Source organism: Centipeda artemidis DSM 19719 (genome assembly GCF_000426665.1).
Lineage (GTDB): Bacteria > Bacillota > Negativicutes > Selenomonadales > Selenomonadaceae > Centipeda > Centipeda artemidis.
In genome coordinates this window covers 50,132-66,316 of the sequence record NZ_AUFU01000014.1, presented here as the reverse complement: position 1 = coordinate 66,316, position 16,185 = coordinate 50,132, and the positions used below count along the sequence as shown (strand labels likewise).

Genomic DNA, 16,185 nt, shown 5'->3' with positions numbered 1-16,185 from the left:
ACGCACTCAAGGCATTTCTCTCGTATGTGGACGGCGTACTGAGCGGCGACGCGCTCGTACAGGAAATTGAAGATGAGATTCGAAAAGTGAAAACGGAAGAAGGAGAGAGGGTGGAGTATATGACATTTGCTATGAAGATGAGAGACGAGTGGAAGGCCGGTATGTCCGAAGGGCGTATGGAGGGACGTAAAGAAGGCCGCAAGGAAGGCCGCAAGGAAGGCATAAAGGAAGGCCGCAAGGAAGGCGAGAAAAGCGGAGCACAAAAAGAACGCGCTGCAAATCTTCAGCATCTTGTTGCACAGCTGAAAATTTCTGCGGAACAAGCAATGGATCTGCTCCAAGTTCCTGCTGCCGAGCGTCCGATGTATCAAGAACTCCTGCAAGGAACACATTAAAAAGAGAAAATATAAATACAACAAAAGGGGACGGCCGCATTTGCAGTCGTCCCCTTTTGCGTTGTTGTTAGGTGTGATGTTGCTAAGTGTTGTTAGTCGTTTGCGTAAAGAAGTGTGAGTTCGCCGGTGCGGCGCGTGGCGGCGAGATCGATGACACGCTGGTTGCGCGATCCGCGAAAGTGCAGCGTGAGATCGCGCAGCTCTTCGCGGTAGTCGCCGTCAACGAGGACGTCCAGTTCTTCGAGCAGCGCGTCCACGTCCGTGTCGCCCTGTGCGCGGAGTTCTTCGAGAGTAAACCCCGTGTAGCTCCACACATCGAGCCCACGTGCGTGTGCGGCGCGAGCGAGCGGGAGCAGTGCTCCCGGTTGAAGGAACGGCTCGCCGCCGCTGAGCGTCAGCCCCGTGAGAAGCGGATTCTCATCCAGTTCCGCGACCACCGCGCCGACGGTTGTCGTGCGTCCGCCGACGAGCGGCTGTGTCTCCGGATTGTGACATCCGGGGCACCGACGCGGACAGCCCTGTGTAAAGACCGTCAGGCGGATGCCCTCGCCGTCGACGATGGAGTCACGAGCGATGCCGGAGATGCGGATCTCAGTGGAGTCCGTGCTTGACACGCTCGTGTTCCTCGGCGCGCTTGGCGTTGTTCCAGCGATCCGTGGTGCCAACGAGATAGCCCGTGATGCGGCGGACGCGCTCGAACTTCGGCTGACGCACCTCGTAGCCGAGTGTGACGCGACCGTCGTCCGTGCCCGTGATGGAGAGGCTGTCGAGCTTCTCGTTCGTCTGTCCCTCGATGTACGAGATGTAGTTCTCCACCTCGTGCGCGGTGACATCCGTAAGACCGTTTACCGTGACGTTGATATCGTTGACAATCATGCTGCATTCTCCTTTGAGTTCCGCCGCATGCGGCGGGATAATGTGTGGGGCGTTTGTTGCGCCGTCTGGTGAGGATTATACAACATGTAGTGGGCAGGAGTCAATAGGAAATCTATATATAGTTGTTTTACACAGACTTATCCACAGAAAAATTTTGGAAAAAAGATATGGCAATGTCGATTTTTCCAATGAAAAAAGGCGCCTCGGGCATTCCGGCGGCGCCAAAATTATCCACAATAATCCGTTGCGCATGGCGGTGCATTCTGTGGATAAGCCTATTCGTTCGCTTCCTGTTCTTGGATGATGGTGCGGATCGGATAGGGCATGTCGATGCCTTCTTTGCGATAGCGTTCGGTGAGCGCCTTGATGAACTCGTGCTTGATCACGCCCTGATGGTCAAAAAGACTCGACTGTAGGACAACGACAAAGTCGATGGAGGATTCGCCAAAATCCGTGAAACGCACGACTGGGTTCGCGCTTGCATCCTCGTCGACGCGTGCGAGCACTTCGCGTGCCGTCTCGACGGTGACGCGCTCCACGAGCACGAGATCACTGTCGTACGCGACACCGATGGGAACACTGATGTTGATCTGATTGCTCGGCAGACTGTAGTTCGTAATGTTTGCACCCGCAATCGTTTTGTTTGGAATGACGATAGTATTGCTTGCGCCGACGGGGATGATGGTCGTGAACCGCCATGTGATGTCCGTGACACGTCCTTCCTCACCGCTGCTGAGTTTGATGTAGTCGCCAAGACGGAGCTGTTTCGAGAGGATGAGATGGAGTCCCGCAAAGATGTTTGCGAGCGTTTCCTGCAGAGCGAGCGCGACCGCCATGCCGCCGACGCCCGCCGCCGTGAGGATGGGGGCGATGGAGATGCCGTAGTATTGGAGGATGACGAGAACCCCCATCGCGTAGATGACGCCGATGAGAATGCTGTTGAGCAGAGTCGTCTTGGGCAGATTTTTGTCCGACCGCTCGAAATACATGGTGACGACGCCGTCCACGGTACGTGCAATCACACGCGTGATGGTCAGCACATTGCTCGTAAAGAGCAGATAGGAAAATAATTTTGTGAGCGTCGGCGAGATCTCCACGGCGTCGATCGCCCAGTAGAGACCGATGATGAAGCTGAAAAAAATCGGCACGCCGTGCATGGAGCGGATGAGCACATATTTCCAAGTGCTTTCCTCCACCGCGAGGTGGCGGTTGACATAGCGGCGGATCAAGCGGTCGGCGATGATGCCGACGGTGAGCGCGGCGCAGACGATGCAGACCGGGACGAGGAGAAGATCTAAGAGCGTATGGAGATCGAGATCGAATAGGGCAGTCAAGATGAGCTCCTTTCAAAAAAGCGGGCTGCGCTCAGGCAGGGAGAAATTCTTCCTGCGCGGCGATAATGTGCATCGTACCGAACGGACTTGCAGCGTCGCATCGGAGGGTGCCGCTCTCCGGCAGCGGGGCGGCATATACGTGACGCGGCGGCTCTTCGATAGAGACAGCATGTCCGCACGCGCGCATCTCGGAGGAAAAATGTCCGTTGATGACGTTGAAGAGTTCCCCTGCGGCATCGACGGCGAGCTCCTCGGCAGTGTCGAGACAGACGCCGCTGTAGCCCGCCGCGATCGCATAGAACGCATCCGCAGGCATGGCAAGTCCCGCGATGAAGGGCAGACCGTCCGCCGTGAGACGCTGGGACAGGGTGATGTATGGGGGCGGCGTGTCCGCAGGCTGTGCGGACATGGATGCCTCGACATGTGCATAGACCGAGAGCCCATGCAGGAATGATGCCGTATATGCACCGAACAACTCGCTCATGATTCCTCCCGATACGCGCGTATCTTGGCGAGCGCTGTTGTGATCTCGTGGTCGGCATATGGCTTTTGGATGAACATGAGCGCGCCGCTTGCGTGGGCGCGGGCGACGTTCTCCTCCGACGCGTCGGTCGAGATCATGACGACGGGGAGCCGGGGGTGCACCGCCCGCAGGCGACGGAGAGTTTCGCATCCGTCGATGCCGGGCAGTATGACGTCGAGAAAGACGCCGTCGGGCAGATCACTCTCTGCCTGTTTCAGCGCCTCTTCGCCATTCGCAGCCTCGACGACGGTGTGACCGCGGTCGGAGAGCTCCGCGCGCAGCTTGAGCCGGACGAGACGCGAGTCGTCAACGATGAGGATTTTCATGTGGGGGATTCCTCCTTTGCAGGGAGCGCCGCCGCGCCAAAGGCGTGCGGGAGCAGTTCGGAAGGCGAGAAGACATGCATATCGCCGCGCAGGTTCGCGAGGATGACGCGGCGGATGGGAAACTCCGCCATCACCTGCCGGCACATGCCGCAGGGGGCGCAGACATCCGGTGTATCGGCAACGACGGCAAGCGCGTCGAAAGCGCGCTCCCCGTCCGTGACGGCGCGGGCGATCGCCGCGCGCTCCGCACAGATACCGACAGGATAGGAGGCGTTCTCGACGTTCACGCCGCCGTAGACGCGCCCGCTGCGCGCAAGGAGCGCAGCGCCGACGGCGAACCGGGAGTATGGCGCATAGGCATTTTCGCGAAAGCGTGTCGCCGCCGCGACGAGTTCTCTATCGGTCATGATACCCCTCCGCGTCCACCGTGCCGTAGATGAGTTTCTGCGGTGCAGGCGATACGGCATCTATGGCATAGGCGTCTCCGAGACGGGCGAGGCCCGCCGTGAGCCGCTCCTCGCTCTCGGCATAGAGTGTTGCGAGTGCATCGCCCATTGTGACAGGATCGCCGTATTTCTTATCGAGATAGATGCCCGCAGCATGGTCAATCGCGGCGTTTTTGTCCGCGCGCCCCGCCCCGAGGAGGACGGCGGCACGACCGACGGTCTCGGCGTCGAGGCGCGCGATATAGCCGGTCTCTTTTGCGGTGAGTACGCATTGATGCTTTGCCTGCGGGAATTTGCGCGGATCGTCGAGCACGGCGGTGTCGCCGCCCTGTGCCGCCGTCATGCGGGCAAAGGTCTCGAATGCCGATCCGTCCGCAACGGCAGCTTCCGCGCGGGTGCGGCACTCTTCGCGCGTGCCGATGCCCGCCAGACGCAGCATTTCCGCGGCGAGAGAAAGGGAGACCTCGCGCAGATCGGCGGGACCTGCGCCGCGCAGTACCGCCATTGCCTCGATGACCTCAAGGCTGTTGCCGACGGCATTGCCGAGCGGGACGTCCATGTTCGTGAGGAGCGCGGCGGTCGGGAGTCCCGCGCCCCGACCGATGTCAACCATGAGGGCGGCGAGCGTGCGCGCCTCCTTGGCGGTCTTCATGAACGCACCGCGCCCGACCTTCACGTCGAGGAGAACGGCGTCAGCGCCGCAGGCGAGCTTCTTGCTCATGATGGACGATGCGATTAGGGGAATACTGTCGACGGTCGCTGTTACGTCGCGCAGAGCGTAGAGCAGCTTGTCCGCGCGCGCGAGCGTCCCTGCCTGCGCGATGAGACTCATGCGGCAGTCGCGCACGACGGCGAGGAACTCTTCCTGCGTGAGGTCGGTGCGGAATCCGGGGATGGATTCGAGCTTATCCACCGTGCCGCCCGTATGTCCGAGCCCGCGCCCCGACATCTTCGGCGCATAGCAGCCGCACGCCGCGACAATGGGGCTCACGATGAGCGTTGTCTTGTCGCCGACGCCGCCCGTCGAATGCTTGTCGATCTTGATGCCGTCGATGGCGGAGAGGTCGATGCGGTCGCCCGACGCCGCCATGATTTTCGTGAGGTTCGTGGTCTCCTCGGGCGTCATTCCGTTGAAATAAATTGCCATCAGCATGGCGGACATCTGATAGTCGGGGATTTCGCCCGCAACATAGCCGCCGATCATGTAGGAGAGTTCGTCGCACACGAGCGCGCCGCCGCGCTTTTTCACCGTGATGAGGTCATACATATTCATGGCGCACCTCTAGATCAAGATGGAGGGGAGGAAACTCTCGCCCTTGGTCGTGAGCGGCACGTCGAACATGTCCGCGATGCTCGCGCCGATCATGGCAAAGGTCGGATATGTGCCGAGACTGCGCGGCACGATGTAGGCGCCGCAGACGAGGAGCGGGACATACTCGCGCGTGTGATCCGTGCCCGCCGCGCCGGGGTCGCAGCCGTGGTCGGCGGTGATCATGAGAACGTCGCTCTCCCTCATGCGCGGGAGGAATGTGCCGAGCCAGTCGTCGAACTCCTGCATCGCGTGCGCGTAGCCCTCCACGTCGCGGCGGTGTCCGTAGATCATGTCGCCGTCGACGAGGTTGATGTAGGAGAGTCCGGTGAAATCCTCGTCCACGAGAGAAATTGTTTTCCTCATGCCGTCCGTATTGCTTTCGTTCACACCGAGCGAGCGCGTCAGCCCGCGCCCCGCGAAGATGTCCGAAATCTTCCCGACGCCGATCACGTCCTTGCCCGCGTGCTTCAGCGCGTCGAGGATCGTCTCGCCCGTCGGTTCGAGGGAAAAGTCGTGGCGGCGCGGCGTGCGCTCGTAGTTCGGATACGCGCCGATGAAGGGGCGCGCGATGATGCGTCCGACGGCGTGTGAGCCGCACATGATCTCGCGTGCCTTGCGGCAATAGGCATAGAGCTGCTCGACGGGAACGCAGTCCTCGTGCGCCGCGATCTGGAGCACACTGTCTGCGGAGGTGTAGACGATGAGCGCACCCGTCTCCTCATGCTCCTGTCCGTAGTCGTGGATGACCTGCGTGCCCGAGTAGGGCTTGTTGCAGAGAACCTTCCGTCCGAACGCCGCTTCGAGCTGCGCGATGACGTCCTCGGGGAAGCCGCCCGGATAGGTTGGCAGCGGTTCATTGCGCACGATGCCTGCCATCTCCCAATGCCCAATGGTCGTATCCTTGCCGCGCGAGAGCTCGCGCAGGCGTGCGTATGCTCCCGCGGGTGCATCATGAACTCTGCCGCAGGTTACGCCATCGATGTTGTAAAGCCCGAGCTTTCGGAGATTCTTTGCGGGGAACAGTCCGCTCTCGGTGACGGAGCGCAGCGTGCTGCACGTCGCCGCGTCGCCGAACTTCGCCGCGTCGGGGGCAGCCCCGATGCCGAAGCTGTCGAGCACGATGAGGAAAACGCGTTTGATGCCTGTGTTTTTCATGGAACTCAAATCCCTTCTAGTTCAAGACCTGACCGCCGCCGCGCGCGGTACTCGCGGTCGAGGATGCCGAGCACAACGAGGTTCTCGTAGACGCCGTTATGCAGCAGCGTCTCGCGGATCAGCGCCTCGCGCACCATGCCTTCGGACTCGTAGAGGTGCAGCGCGCGCGCGTTGTAGTCCTTGCAGTCAAGCCATGCGCGGTGGGCGCCGCAGACGTCAAACGCCCATGCCTTCAGGAGCCGCATCGTCTCATGCCCGTAGCCGCAGCCCTTCTTCTCGACGACGACGTGCGTCCACTCCTGCTCCTTCGATTCGAGCAGCAGCCCGCCGACGTGGAGGTAGCCGACACGCACGAGCGTCTCCTTCTCCACGACGATGAGATCAATCGCCGCCTTGCCCTGTAAAATGATCGTCTCGTGATCCGCGCGGGAGAACGGCACGATGTAGTCGCGATTGTCCGCCGCTTCCTGCAGCGCGCAGATGTAGTCGATGTCCTCCGGCTCTGCGCGGCGCAGGAAGAGACGCGCACTTTCTCTTAGGATTTCCGCCATCATATACTCCTTTTATGAAAGAACTCTTTTTGCTATTTTACATTGAATCGCCCCGGTAATGCAAATATTTTACGTGGTGGGCGCGGTGATCGGCGCATAATTATAGATTGACGCGGCAGGGGGAAAATCATATAATGGAAAGACTTGATAGAGATTGTACCAAAGGAAATGGGGAAGCAGGCATGGGAGAGCAGAAAAAGCCGACCGTCCGCGAAGTGCTTTGGCGCAAGAAGCGTGCGCGCGACCGGGTGCTTGCCACGGTCGGGAATCTGTGCGATGAGGCGTGGGCTATTTTTGAGAAGATCGCAGCGGATCGCTCGGCGACATCGCGCGACGCTGTGACCGCACGCGAGATGAGCCTGCGGCTGCGCTCGCTTGCTTATGTTATTGAAGGGGAGCATTACATCGACCGCATCGCGTTCGAGCTGCGTACGAAGGATGCTTACATGACCGCAGCCGAGGTCTCAAAGGCGTATGTCTCGGAAATGGCGATTCCTTATCTCGACGGCATTTTGAACTACGGGAAAAAGTGCAAATGGGACAACAAGACGCTCGAAGAGGAATACATGGAGTCGCTTGAGAAATCGCTCGAAGAGATCCGCACTGCCGTGACGCCCGTCCCCGAACAATTCGTGGTCGAGGATGAGGACAATTGATTTTTGAACCGTAATTATTAGGAGGATTTCCGTACATGTTCGGCATGTCAATGGATATAGGAATCGACCTCGGGACGGCAAACGTCCTCGTCTATGTGAAACGCAAGGGCATCGTCCTCAAGGAACCGTCCGTCGTCGCCGTCAACCGCGACACGAATCAGGTGCTCGCCATCGGCGAGGATGCGCGCCGCATGATCGGACGCACGCCCGGCAACATCGTTGCCATACGCCCGCTGCGCGACGGTGTGATCGCGGATTACGACATCACGGAGAGTATGCTCCGCTTCTTCATCGAAAAAGTCGTCGGGCGCAGCATCGTCTTCCGCCCGCGCATCATGATCTGTATCCCCTCGGGGGTGACGATGGTCGAGCAGCGTGCCGTGCAGGAGGCCGCCGAGCAGGCGGGGGCGCGGCACATTCAGCTCATCGAGGAGCCGCTCGCGGCGGCGATGGGCGCGGGACTCGACATCGTGGAGGCACAGGGCTCGATGGTCGTCGACATCGGCGGCGGTACGACCGATATTGCTGTCATCAGTCTCGGCGGCATCGTGACAAGCGAGAGCCTGCGCATGGCGGGCGACACGTTCGACGAGGATATCATCGCGTATGTGAAGCGTGAGTTCAACCTGCTCATCGGCGAACGCACAGCGGAGGAGATCAAGACGCGGGTCGGCGCGGCACATACGGCGGCACGGCGCGAACAGATGGACATTCGCGGGCGCGATCTCCTTTCGGGGCTGCCGAAGACGGTCACGATCTCGACGGCACAGGCATCGGCTGCGATTGAGACATCCGTGATGCGCATTGTTGACTGTGTGAAAAAGGTGCTCGAGGATACGCCGCCGGAGCTTGCGGCGGACATCATGGATCGCGGCATTGTCCTCACGGGCGGCGGCGCACTCCTCTACGGCATGGCGGAGCTGATTCAGCGCGAGACGGGGACGCCGACGCTTGTCGCGGATGATCCTATGTCCTGCGTTGCGATGGGGTGCGGCAAGGCACTCGACATCTTTGACAAATTTGACGGCAAGGCGACGAATACGACATTCGGCAGGAAAAAATAGAGGAAAATTTTTCTCTGCGGCGAATTTTATACGAGAAGGAAAACTTTCGGGAAAAAGAGGGATAGTTATGTGGAGAGGTCTTTATATCGCGGCGTCCGGCATGATCACGGAGACCAAGCACACGGACATGATCGCGAACAACCTTGCGAACGCGTCGAATACGGGCTTTAAGCGTGACGATATGGCGATCCGCGAGTTCGAACCGATGCTCTTGCGCCGCATCAACGACTATACGGCGGACACGGATGTGACGAGCTTTAAGGGCTTTCGGCTGGGGCATGGCGCCCCACGCGTCGGTATGCTTGGACTCGGTTCTGCGGTAGATGAGATCGCGACTGATCATTTGCAGGGCGCGCTTCAGACAACGGGCAACACCTACGATTTTGCCATCTCGGGCGAGGGCTACTTCGTTATCGATACCCCGCAGGGACCGCGCTACACGCGCGACGGCAGCTTTTACCGCTCGGCGAGCGGGCAGCTGCAGAACGTACGCGGGCAGGCGGTGCTCTCGGCGCAGGGGCGTCCCATCAATATCCCCGCGGACGCGACGCGCGTGAATGTCTCCGGTGACGGGCGCATCTATGTGGGGAATGCGGAGATCGCACAGCTCGGCTTTGTGCAGTTCGACGCACCCGACGCGGTCATTAAGCAGGGGGACAACCTCTACCGTCCGCAGGAGGGCGCGCGCCCCACGCAGGCGACCGGGACGATCGAGCAGGGGCTGCTCGAGATGTCAAACACGAGCGTCGTTACCGAGATGGTCGAGCTCATCAACAACTATCGCGTCTATGAGGCAGGTTCGCGCGCCGTGCAGACGCAGGATTCGCTGCTTGATAAGGCGGTCAATGATGTCGGGCGCACGAGTTAAATGCATTTAAGAAAACCGGAAAAGATTTCGATATAATAGAGTACAAGCAGGAAAAATACTTCTCTTGGAGGGGGATACCGACTATGATGAGAGCACTTTGGTCTGCAGCGTCCGGCATGAAGGCGCAGCAGGCACATATGGACATCGTGGCGCACAACATCGCGAACGTCAACACCCACGGCGGCAAGAAGGTGCGCGCGGAGTTCCAGGATCTCGTCTACCAGACGCTCCGCGAGGCGGGCGCACGGAACGGCACGGATTCGCAGTACCCGACGGCACTGCAGATCGGTCTCGGCACGCGCGTCGCCGCGACGCAGCGTATCTTCACACAGGGGGCGCTCCAGACGACGGACAACCCGACCGACATCGGCATTCAGGGCGAGGGCTTCTTCCGCGTCACGCTGCCGGACGGTTCGACTGCATATACGCGTGACGGCACGTGGAAGCTCGACAGCAACCGCCGCATGGTTACGACGGACGGTTATCTGATTGCGGACGGCATTCAAATCGGTGAGAATGCGCCGTCGGAGTCCATCACGATCTCCGGCGACGGGCGCGTCTCTTACCGTGAGGCGGGGCAGACGCAGCAGCAGGAAGCAGGACAGATCACACTTGCACGTTTCGTGAACCCTGCAGGACTGACCTCTATCGGCAAGAATCTCTTCGTCGTCTCCGACGCATCGGGCGAGGCGATCGAGTCGACGCCCGGTCTTGACGGAACGGGAACGCTCACGCAGGGGACACTCGAGATGAGCAATGTGCAGATCGTTGAGGAAATGGTCGAGATGATCATCTCACAGCGTGCGTACGAGTCCAATTCCAAGGCAATCACGACGTCTGATTCGATGCTCGAGATTGCAAATACGCTCAAGCGTTGAGCATTCAAATTAGAATCATCACAGCCATTCTATTCCTATGGAGTGGCTTATTCGCTTTTTTGCCCGCGCAGACGGTCGCTGCCGTCCCGTACGACACGGTGGGAGAGCAGTTTCCAAACGTGCTTTCCGCCGTGCAGATTTCAACGCTCGCAGAGAAAAAAATCGAAGAGACGCTTACGGAGAGCGGAGAAACACGACGGCATGAGCTGCATTTGCAGCGATCGACAAACACAATGCACCTCCCGGCAGGCGAGGTGACAGCGACGGTAGAATTTCCGCGCGGCATTCCCTACGGCAGAGATTTCCCGGCACTGATTTCGGTCTATATAGACGGTGTATTGCAGCGGAAAACGACGAATTACTATCGCGTAACGGTCTATGACCGCGTGCTCGTCGCCATGACGGACATCCGTCAGGAGGCGGAGATCAGCCCCGCGAATGCGCGGATCGAAGAGCGCGCGGTGGATACCCTACCCGCCGTAACGCTGACGGATTTTTCAAAGCTCGGGGGACGCGTTGCGGGACGCTGGATTCGCAAGGATACGGTGATTACGCCAAACTTTTTGGCGATGCCGCTCGTGATCCGTGTGGGAAATCCGGTCACGCTCATTTTCAACACGAACGGCATCGTTGTTCGTGCCGAGGGGGCGGCGATGGAGGGCGGCCGCATCGGCTACATGATCCGCGTGCGCAATGTACGCTCAGGGAAGATCCTGCGCGGCAAGGTGATTGACGCAGAGACGGTACAGATTTCGGGGTAACGGGACAACGGGAGTTCGGGAGGAGAACATGATGAGTAAAAGGAAATGGCTTGCAGGGATGCTTGCCGCCGCCTTTGCGGTCGGGAGCATTGCACCCGCCGTCTCGGCGGAGTCCCTGTGGAAAAATCCGAGCGGCTACCCGACACGGAATGTTTTCGCGGATCACCGTGCGATGAATGTCGGCGATATTGTGACCATCATCATCAGTGAGACCACAACGACATCGGCGACGCGATCGTCGGCGAATGAGAAAAGCGGCTCCGTTTCGATCGGTGCGGGTGTCGGCATTTTTGACTTCCTCAAGGCAGCGTCGGCGAGCGGATCCGATAAATTCAACGCAAAGGGCTCCGCGTCCTCGACGAACCGAACGATCGGCAACGTGACCGTGACCATTACGGAGATCACGCCTGCAGGGAACTTCATCCTTGAGGGGACGCAGTCCATCTGGCAGAACCGCAATGAGCACAAGATCACGTTCCGCGGCATGTGCCGCCCGGAGGACATCTCCGCAACGAACACCGTGCTCTCGACACGCGTTGCCGATGCGACGGTACGCTTCGACGGCAAGGGACCGCTCAATGCAAAACAGCGGCAGGGCATTCTGACCCAGATCTTCAATATCTTGTTCTAAAGGGGAGGGAGTTCTTATGAAGAAATTTGCAGCAGCACTGCTCCTCCTCGCCCTTGTGTTCGGAACGTTTCCGGGCATCGCATCGGCGGAATCCGCAGTCACGCGTCTCAAGGACATCTCGAAGGTGCAGGGCGTGCGTTCCAACCAGCTCATGGGCTACGGGCTCGTCGTCGGGCTCAACGGCACGGGCGACGGCTCCAGCTCGGGCGAGACGCTCCAGTCGATTGCGAACATGCTCATCAGCTACGGCATCAACGTCAACACGAGCTCGATCAAGCTCAAGAACGCGGCGGCGGTCATGGTGACGGCGACACTGCCGCCCTTCGTCCGCGAAGGCGATGCGCTCGACGTAACCGTCTCCTCCATCGGCGATGCGAAGAGTCTGCGCGGCGGCACGTTGCTCCAGACGCCGCTCAAGGCGGGCAACGGCGAGGTCTACGTCGTCGCGCAGGGGGCGGTTTCTACGGGCGGCTTTACCGCAGGCAGCGGCGGCAGCAACGTGCAGGCGGCGTTCCCAACGGTCGGGATCGCAGTGAATGCGGGCATTGTCGAGCGTACGGTGGAGGACGACATCGGCGGCGACGGGCGCATCTCGATCTCGCTCTCTCGCGCGGATTTTACAACGGCGTCGCGGGTCGCGGGGGCGATCAACGCACAGTATGGGAACATCGCGCAGGCTGCGAATGCAGGGCGCGTGGACGTTTCGATCCCGTCCTATTACCGCGGGAATGTGGTCAGTTTCATCGCATCGCTCGAGGAGCTGCCGATCCGTCCCGATAATATGGCGCGCGTCGTGGTCAACGAGCGCACAGGTACGATTATCATGGGCGGCGACGTTTCCGTGGATGCGGTTGCCATCACGCAGGGCGGCATTACGATCCGCATTCAGGCGAACCCCGATGTATCGCAGCCGGGACCATTCAGCTACGGGAACACGGTTGTGACGGAGAACCCCGACGTATCGGTCTCCGAGGCAAAGGGCAGCACCATCGTTCTGCCCGCGACGACGAATGTCAGCGATATCGTGGGTGCACTCAATACCGTGGGCGCGACCCCGCGCGATACGATTTCCATACTGCAGGCGATGAAGGCGGCAGGTGCACTACACGCAGAGCTTGAGATTATCTAAGGAGGAAAAGATCATGACGATACAGCCGATCGGCAGTCCCGCGCTCACGAGCGGTGCTGCGGGCACCTCCTACGATGCGGCGCGTACGAACGCCGAGGAGAAATCGTTCCAATCGACATTGGAGGAGCTGCAACGCAAAGCCGCCGCTGCGGATGCGACACCCGCAAAAACCACGCCGGAGACGCAGGGATTCGTCCGAACGATGACGGACGCAGACGTGCAGGCGAAGAAACTGCGCGAGGCATGCGAGGGATTTGAGGCGATGTTCCTCAGCATGATGTATAAGCAGATGCGGGCGACTGTCCCTGAGGGCGGTCTGTTCGGGAAAAAGTCCAACGCAATGAATATCTTTGAGGATATGCGGGATACCGAGCTGATGAACGAGGTATCAAAGAGCGGCGGCATTGGCATCGCGGATATGATGTACAAGCAGCTTGCTCCGACCGCCTTGAAGAAATAACGAAGCAAGAGAGAAAACGTCCTTAGGAGGACGCTGTGATGAAGGGAGCTGTTTTTGGGCAGCTCTCTTTTTATTTTGAGACTGCGATTTCTAGTTTGGAGTTTGTTATGCGTGTTTTGAAGAAAATCCTTGTGCTTGCTGCGGCGCTGATGCTTGCGGCAGCTTCTTATGTACATGCGGCGGCAGATCTGACCGGACTGCGCTCGTCATCGGGCACAGCGCGTGACCGCATCGTGTTCGACCTCACGGAGATGCCGATCTACCATGCGAATATTTCCGAGGATGGACGTGAACTGACGCTCGACTTTGCGGATGTGGATGCAGCAAAACTCAATCGGTCAGCGATTCGGACAAAGCGCATTCAGTCTGTCTCCTATGCAAAGCGCAACGGGCATTTCTATGTCACCGTTACGATGGCGAAGGGGATGTCGTACCGGATTGGAAACCTGACCAATCCATTCCGCATTTTTGTTGACGTTGCGCCCGAGGGGATGGAAAAATCCGAGGAAAAGCCCTCGGCAAAACCTGTGCAAAAGCCGGTGGAAAAACCTGCGGAGACCGGCATACCGCCGCAGGAACTTCCTGCCTATATCAAAGTGCTTCAGGAGCACGGACTGCTCGGCAGCGTAGATCCGCGCGCGGTGAGCGAGGGACGCATACTGCCCATCAATCGCGTCACGAATCTCGGGCAGGGACTTGAGCTGACGACGCAGGTATGGCAAGATGAGGATGGTCTCGTGACGGCGTACTTCCTCGCGGCTGACCCGCAGCTTTACAGCGTGCGGCCGGCACTTGCGCGCGGCTATATCCCCGGGCGGCAAACGGTGAGCGGCATCGCGCGCGCCACGAACGCGGCCGCGGCGATCAACGCGTCCTATTTTGCACCGAACGGCGAACTCATCGGCGTGACGAAGATTGACGGGAGCGTCGTTGGAACGACGTATTTCGATCGCTCCGCATTTGGCGTGATGGAGGACGGCTCCTTTATCTTCGGCATTGTATCCTATAATGGAACGGTGAAGATCGACCAAACGACGCTGCCCGTCTCGGGTGTCGACGCCGAACGCGGGGAGAATAATCTTATCATCTATAACCGCGCCTATGGCAGAACGACGGGGACGAATCCCTACGGGCTGGAGTACGTTGTGCGGAACGGGCGCGTGACAGAGATCAATACGAACGACTCCGTGATCCCGTCGGACGGTTATGTCGTCTCGGTACACGGCTCCTCAATGGACGCGTTCGCCTCGGCGGGCGTGCGCGTTGGTGACCCTGTGACACTGACGGAGCATCTAACAGGGGCGTTCGACCGCGCCGTGCAGGTCGTCGGCGCAGGTCCTCGGCTCGTCGAAAATGGGCAAATACATGTGACGGCAGGGGACGAGCAGTTTCCCGGTGACATCCGTTACGGACGCGCGCCGCGCAGTGCGGTCGGCGTAACGAAAAAGGGGATGATTTTCTTTGCCGTGGTTGACGGGCGGCAGTCGCACAGCCATGGGCTGACGCTGACGGAGTTCGCGGAGTTCCTTGTAAAGCGGGGCGTACGGGACGCCGTGAACCTCGACGGCGGCGGCTCCTCGGCACTCTATGCGGACGGCAAGGTGCAGAATTTCCCCTCGGACGGGACGGAGCGCAGTGTCGGCAGCGCGCTCGTTTTGCAGAAGAAATAATTTTGACGGTATAGCGGCAATATGATAGAATGTGATGAGGTTTATGCCTGCGGGTATTAGAAATATCAATGAAGAGAGTTGCCGCGCCGCGCTGCGGATCGCGTTACTGTAGGTGATAAGACATTGAAAAACGACATGTTTGATGTCATAGAGGAAGACCTCACCGTACTCGAGGCGGCGCTGGAGGCGGCGCTTTCTTCGGATTCGGCTCTCGTAAGCGACATCGGTGCGCATCTCGTTTCCTCCGGTGGGAAGCGGCTGCGTCCCGCTCTGTTCCTGCTCGCGGCGCGCGCAGGTGCGGACTTTGACCGCGACCGCGCGATGCCGATTGCGGTTGCACTCGAGCTGATTCACACGGCGTCCCTTGTGCATGACGATGTGATCGACGAGGCGGATACGCGGCGCGGGTCGGCAACGACAAATGCAAAATGGGGCAATCAGGTCGCCATTCTGAGCGGCGACTATATCTTTGCGCGCGCCTTTAAGCAGGTCGCGCGGGTCGGGTATTCCTCGCATATCTATATGCGTCTCGCCGACCTTGTCTGTACGCTCAGCGAGGGGGAGATCCTGCAGGATCATACGGTCTATCAGGTGCCGGCGAGCGAGGACGCCTACTATGAGCGTATTCGGAAGAAAACGGCGGACTTCCTTGAGATCTGCTGCGAGCTCGGCGCGGGCATCGGCGGGATGAGCGCGGAGGATACGGCGAATTTTGCTCGGTACGGGCACGCGATCGGCATGGCGTTCCAGATTACGGACGACCTGCTCGACCTCCAACAGACCGCCGAGCGCATCGGAAAGCCTGCAGGGCGCGATCTCGCGCAGGGCTATGTGACCCTGCCCGTCATCCGCGCGCTCTCGGTGCTCGGCGAAAAGGAGCGCGCCGAGCTCACGGCGCTTATTACGAATCCGAAGATGTCGGAGGAGGAGGTCGCACGCGCGCTCGTACTCGTTCGCAGTACGGACGGCGTGGACTACGCGCAGGAGCAGGCGGATGCCTACCTCGCGCGAGCGAAGGAGGCGCTCCCCGCATCGCTCGACCCGCGCATCAGGGAAACGTGCCTCATGGCGGCGGATTTCATCGGACGCAGAGAGTTTTGAGAGGGCGAAGCAGAGAGGGGCGCATCGTCGTGTCGTCGTGAAGACATGC

General features: G+C 59.7%; 20 protein-coding genes. 11 read left to right on the top strand and 9 right to left on the bottom strand.

The features are described from left to right. Positions 1-26 precede the first annotated feature (26 nt). Complete coding sequence (locus K341_RS0108655; RefSeq protein ID WP_248676896.1) at positions 27-395, top strand: hypothetical protein; 369 nt, start codon at positions 27-29, stop codon at positions 393-395. 92 nt (positions 396-487) lie between these two features. Here K341_RS0108655 and nrdG read toward each other — a convergent pair whose 3' ends face one another. The 9 genes from nrdG to K341_RS0108605 all read right to left on the bottom strand — a co-directional run bounded on the left by nrdG (position 488) and on the right by K341_RS0108605 (position 6,918). After that, positions 488-1,009 (bottom strand): anaerobic ribonucleoside-triphosphate reductase activating protein, encoded by a 522-nt coding sequence (gene nrdG / locus K341_RS0108650; RefSeq protein ID WP_009350264.1) that lies wholly within the window; start codon positions 1,007-1,009, stop codon positions 488-490. Further along, positions 987-1,271, bottom strand: coding sequence for an anaerobic ribonucleoside-triphosphate reductase (gene nrdD, locus K341_RS0108645; protein WP_009350263.1), 285 nt, complete (start codon positions 1,269-1,271; stop codon positions 987-989). Before nrdD ends, nrdG begins: the two co-directional genes overlap by 23 nt. A 275-nt stretch (positions 1,272-1,546) precedes the next feature. After that, complete coding sequence (locus K341_RS0108635) at positions 1,547-2,605, bottom strand: mechanosensitive ion channel family protein (protein ID WP_026762510.1); 1,059 nt, start codon at positions 2,603-2,605, stop codon at positions 1,547-1,549. A gap of 31 nt (positions 2,606-2,636) precedes the next feature. Then, positions 2,637-3,089 carry a hypothetical protein gene (locus K341_RS0108630; protein ID WP_026762509.1) on the bottom strand — a complete coding sequence of 151 codons (453 nt, stop codon included), beginning with the start codon at positions 3,087-3,089 and terminating at the stop codon, positions 2,637-2,639. After that, a complete protein-coding gene (locus K341_RS0108625; RefSeq protein ID WP_009657782.1) occupies positions 3,086-3,454 on the bottom strand; it encodes a response regulator in 369 nt (122 codons plus the stop codon). The genes K341_RS0108630 and K341_RS0108625 overlap by 4 nt, the downstream gene beginning before the upstream one ends. Then, the gene (locus K341_RS0108620) at positions 3,451-3,861 is read right to left on the bottom strand and encodes a cytidine deaminase (RefSeq protein WP_026762508.1); all 411 of its coding nucleotides are present in this window, start codon (positions 3,859-3,861) and stop codon (positions 3,451-3,453) included. The genes K341_RS0108625 and K341_RS0108620 overlap by 4 nt, the downstream gene beginning before the upstream one ends. Next, positions 3,851-5,173: a thymidine phosphorylase gene (locus tag K341_RS0108615; RefSeq protein ID WP_026762507.1), complete on the bottom strand. Its 1,323-nt coding sequence runs from the start codon at positions 5,171-5,173 to the stop codon at positions 3,851-3,853. The genes K341_RS0108620 and K341_RS0108615 overlap by 11 nt, the downstream gene beginning before the upstream one ends. 9 nt (positions 5,174-5,182) lie before the next feature. Continuing rightward, positions 5,183-6,367 (bottom strand): phosphopentomutase, encoded by a 1,185-nt coding sequence (locus K341_RS0108610; protein WP_026762506.1) that lies wholly within the window; start codon positions 6,365-6,367, stop codon positions 5,183-5,185. 5 nt (positions 6,368-6,372) lie between these two features. Next, a complete protein-coding gene (locus K341_RS0108605; protein ID WP_026762505.1) occupies positions 6,373-6,918 on the bottom strand; it encodes a GNAT family N-acetyltransferase in 546 nt (181 codons plus the stop codon). A gap of 182 nt (positions 6,919-7,100) precedes the next feature. Here K341_RS0108605 and K341_RS0108600 point away from each other — a divergent pair, with 182 nt between their 5' ends. The 10 genes from K341_RS0108600 to K341_RS0108555 all read left to right on the top strand — a co-directional run bounded on the left by K341_RS0108600 (position 7,101) and on the right by K341_RS0108555 (position 16,136). Further along, entirely contained in the window at positions 7,101-7,574 is a 474-nt protein-coding gene (locus K341_RS0108600) for a hypothetical protein (RefSeq protein WP_009438157.1), read from the top strand. A 35-nt stretch (positions 7,575-7,609) separates the two neighbouring features. Continuing rightward, a complete protein-coding gene (gene mreB / locus K341_RS0108595) occupies positions 7,610-8,638 on the top strand; it encodes a rod shape-determining protein (RefSeq protein ID WP_009350253.1) in 1,029 nt (342 codons plus the stop codon). 67 nt (positions 8,639-8,705) lie between these two features. Continuing rightward, complete coding sequence (locus K341_RS0108590) at positions 8,706-9,506, top strand: flagellar hook-basal body protein (protein ID WP_026762504.1); 801 nt, start codon at positions 8,706-8,708, stop codon at positions 9,504-9,506. Positions 9,507-9,589: 83 nt separating this feature from the next. Continuing rightward, positions 9,590-10,384: a flagellar basal-body rod protein FlgG gene (gene flgG / locus K341_RS0108585; protein ID WP_009350251.1), complete on the top strand. Its 795-nt coding sequence runs from the start codon at positions 9,590-9,592 to the stop codon at positions 10,382-10,384. 59 nt (positions 10,385-10,443) lie between these two features. Beyond that, entirely contained in the window at positions 10,444-11,145 is a 702-nt protein-coding gene (gene flgA / locus K341_RS0108580; protein WP_081657293.1) for a flagellar basal body P-ring formation chaperone FlgA, read from the top strand. A 31-nt stretch (positions 11,146-11,176) separates the two neighbouring features. Next, positions 11,177-11,776 carry a flagellar basal body L-ring protein FlgH gene (locus tag K341_RS0108575; RefSeq protein WP_026762502.1) on the top strand — a complete coding sequence of 200 codons (600 nt, stop codon included), beginning with the start codon at positions 11,177-11,179 and terminating at the stop codon, positions 11,774-11,776. A gap of 16 nt (positions 11,777-11,792) precedes the next feature. Then, complete coding sequence (locus K341_RS0108570) at positions 11,793-12,905, top strand: flagellar basal body P-ring protein FlgI (RefSeq protein WP_026762501.1); 1,113 nt, start codon at positions 11,793-11,795, stop codon at positions 12,903-12,905. 13 nt (positions 12,906-12,918) lie between these two features. Continuing rightward, positions 12,919-13,365 carry a rod-binding protein gene (locus tag K341_RS0108565; RefSeq protein WP_026762500.1) on the top strand — a complete coding sequence of 149 codons (447 nt, stop codon included), beginning with the start codon at positions 12,919-12,921 and terminating at the stop codon, positions 13,363-13,365. A gap of 38 nt (positions 13,366-13,403) precedes the next feature. Beyond that, a complete protein-coding gene (locus K341_RS0108560) occupies positions 13,404-15,035 on the top strand; it encodes a phosphodiester glycosidase family protein (protein WP_037349535.1) in 1,632 nt (543 codons plus the stop codon). A 135-nt stretch (positions 15,036-15,170) separates the two neighbouring features. Next, on the top strand, positions 15,171-16,136 hold the full coding sequence (locus tag K341_RS0108555) for a polyprenyl synthetase family protein (RefSeq protein ID WP_026762498.1): 966 nt from the start codon (positions 15,171-15,173) through the stop codon (positions 16,134-16,136). Positions 16,137-16,185 lie beyond the last annotated feature (49 nt).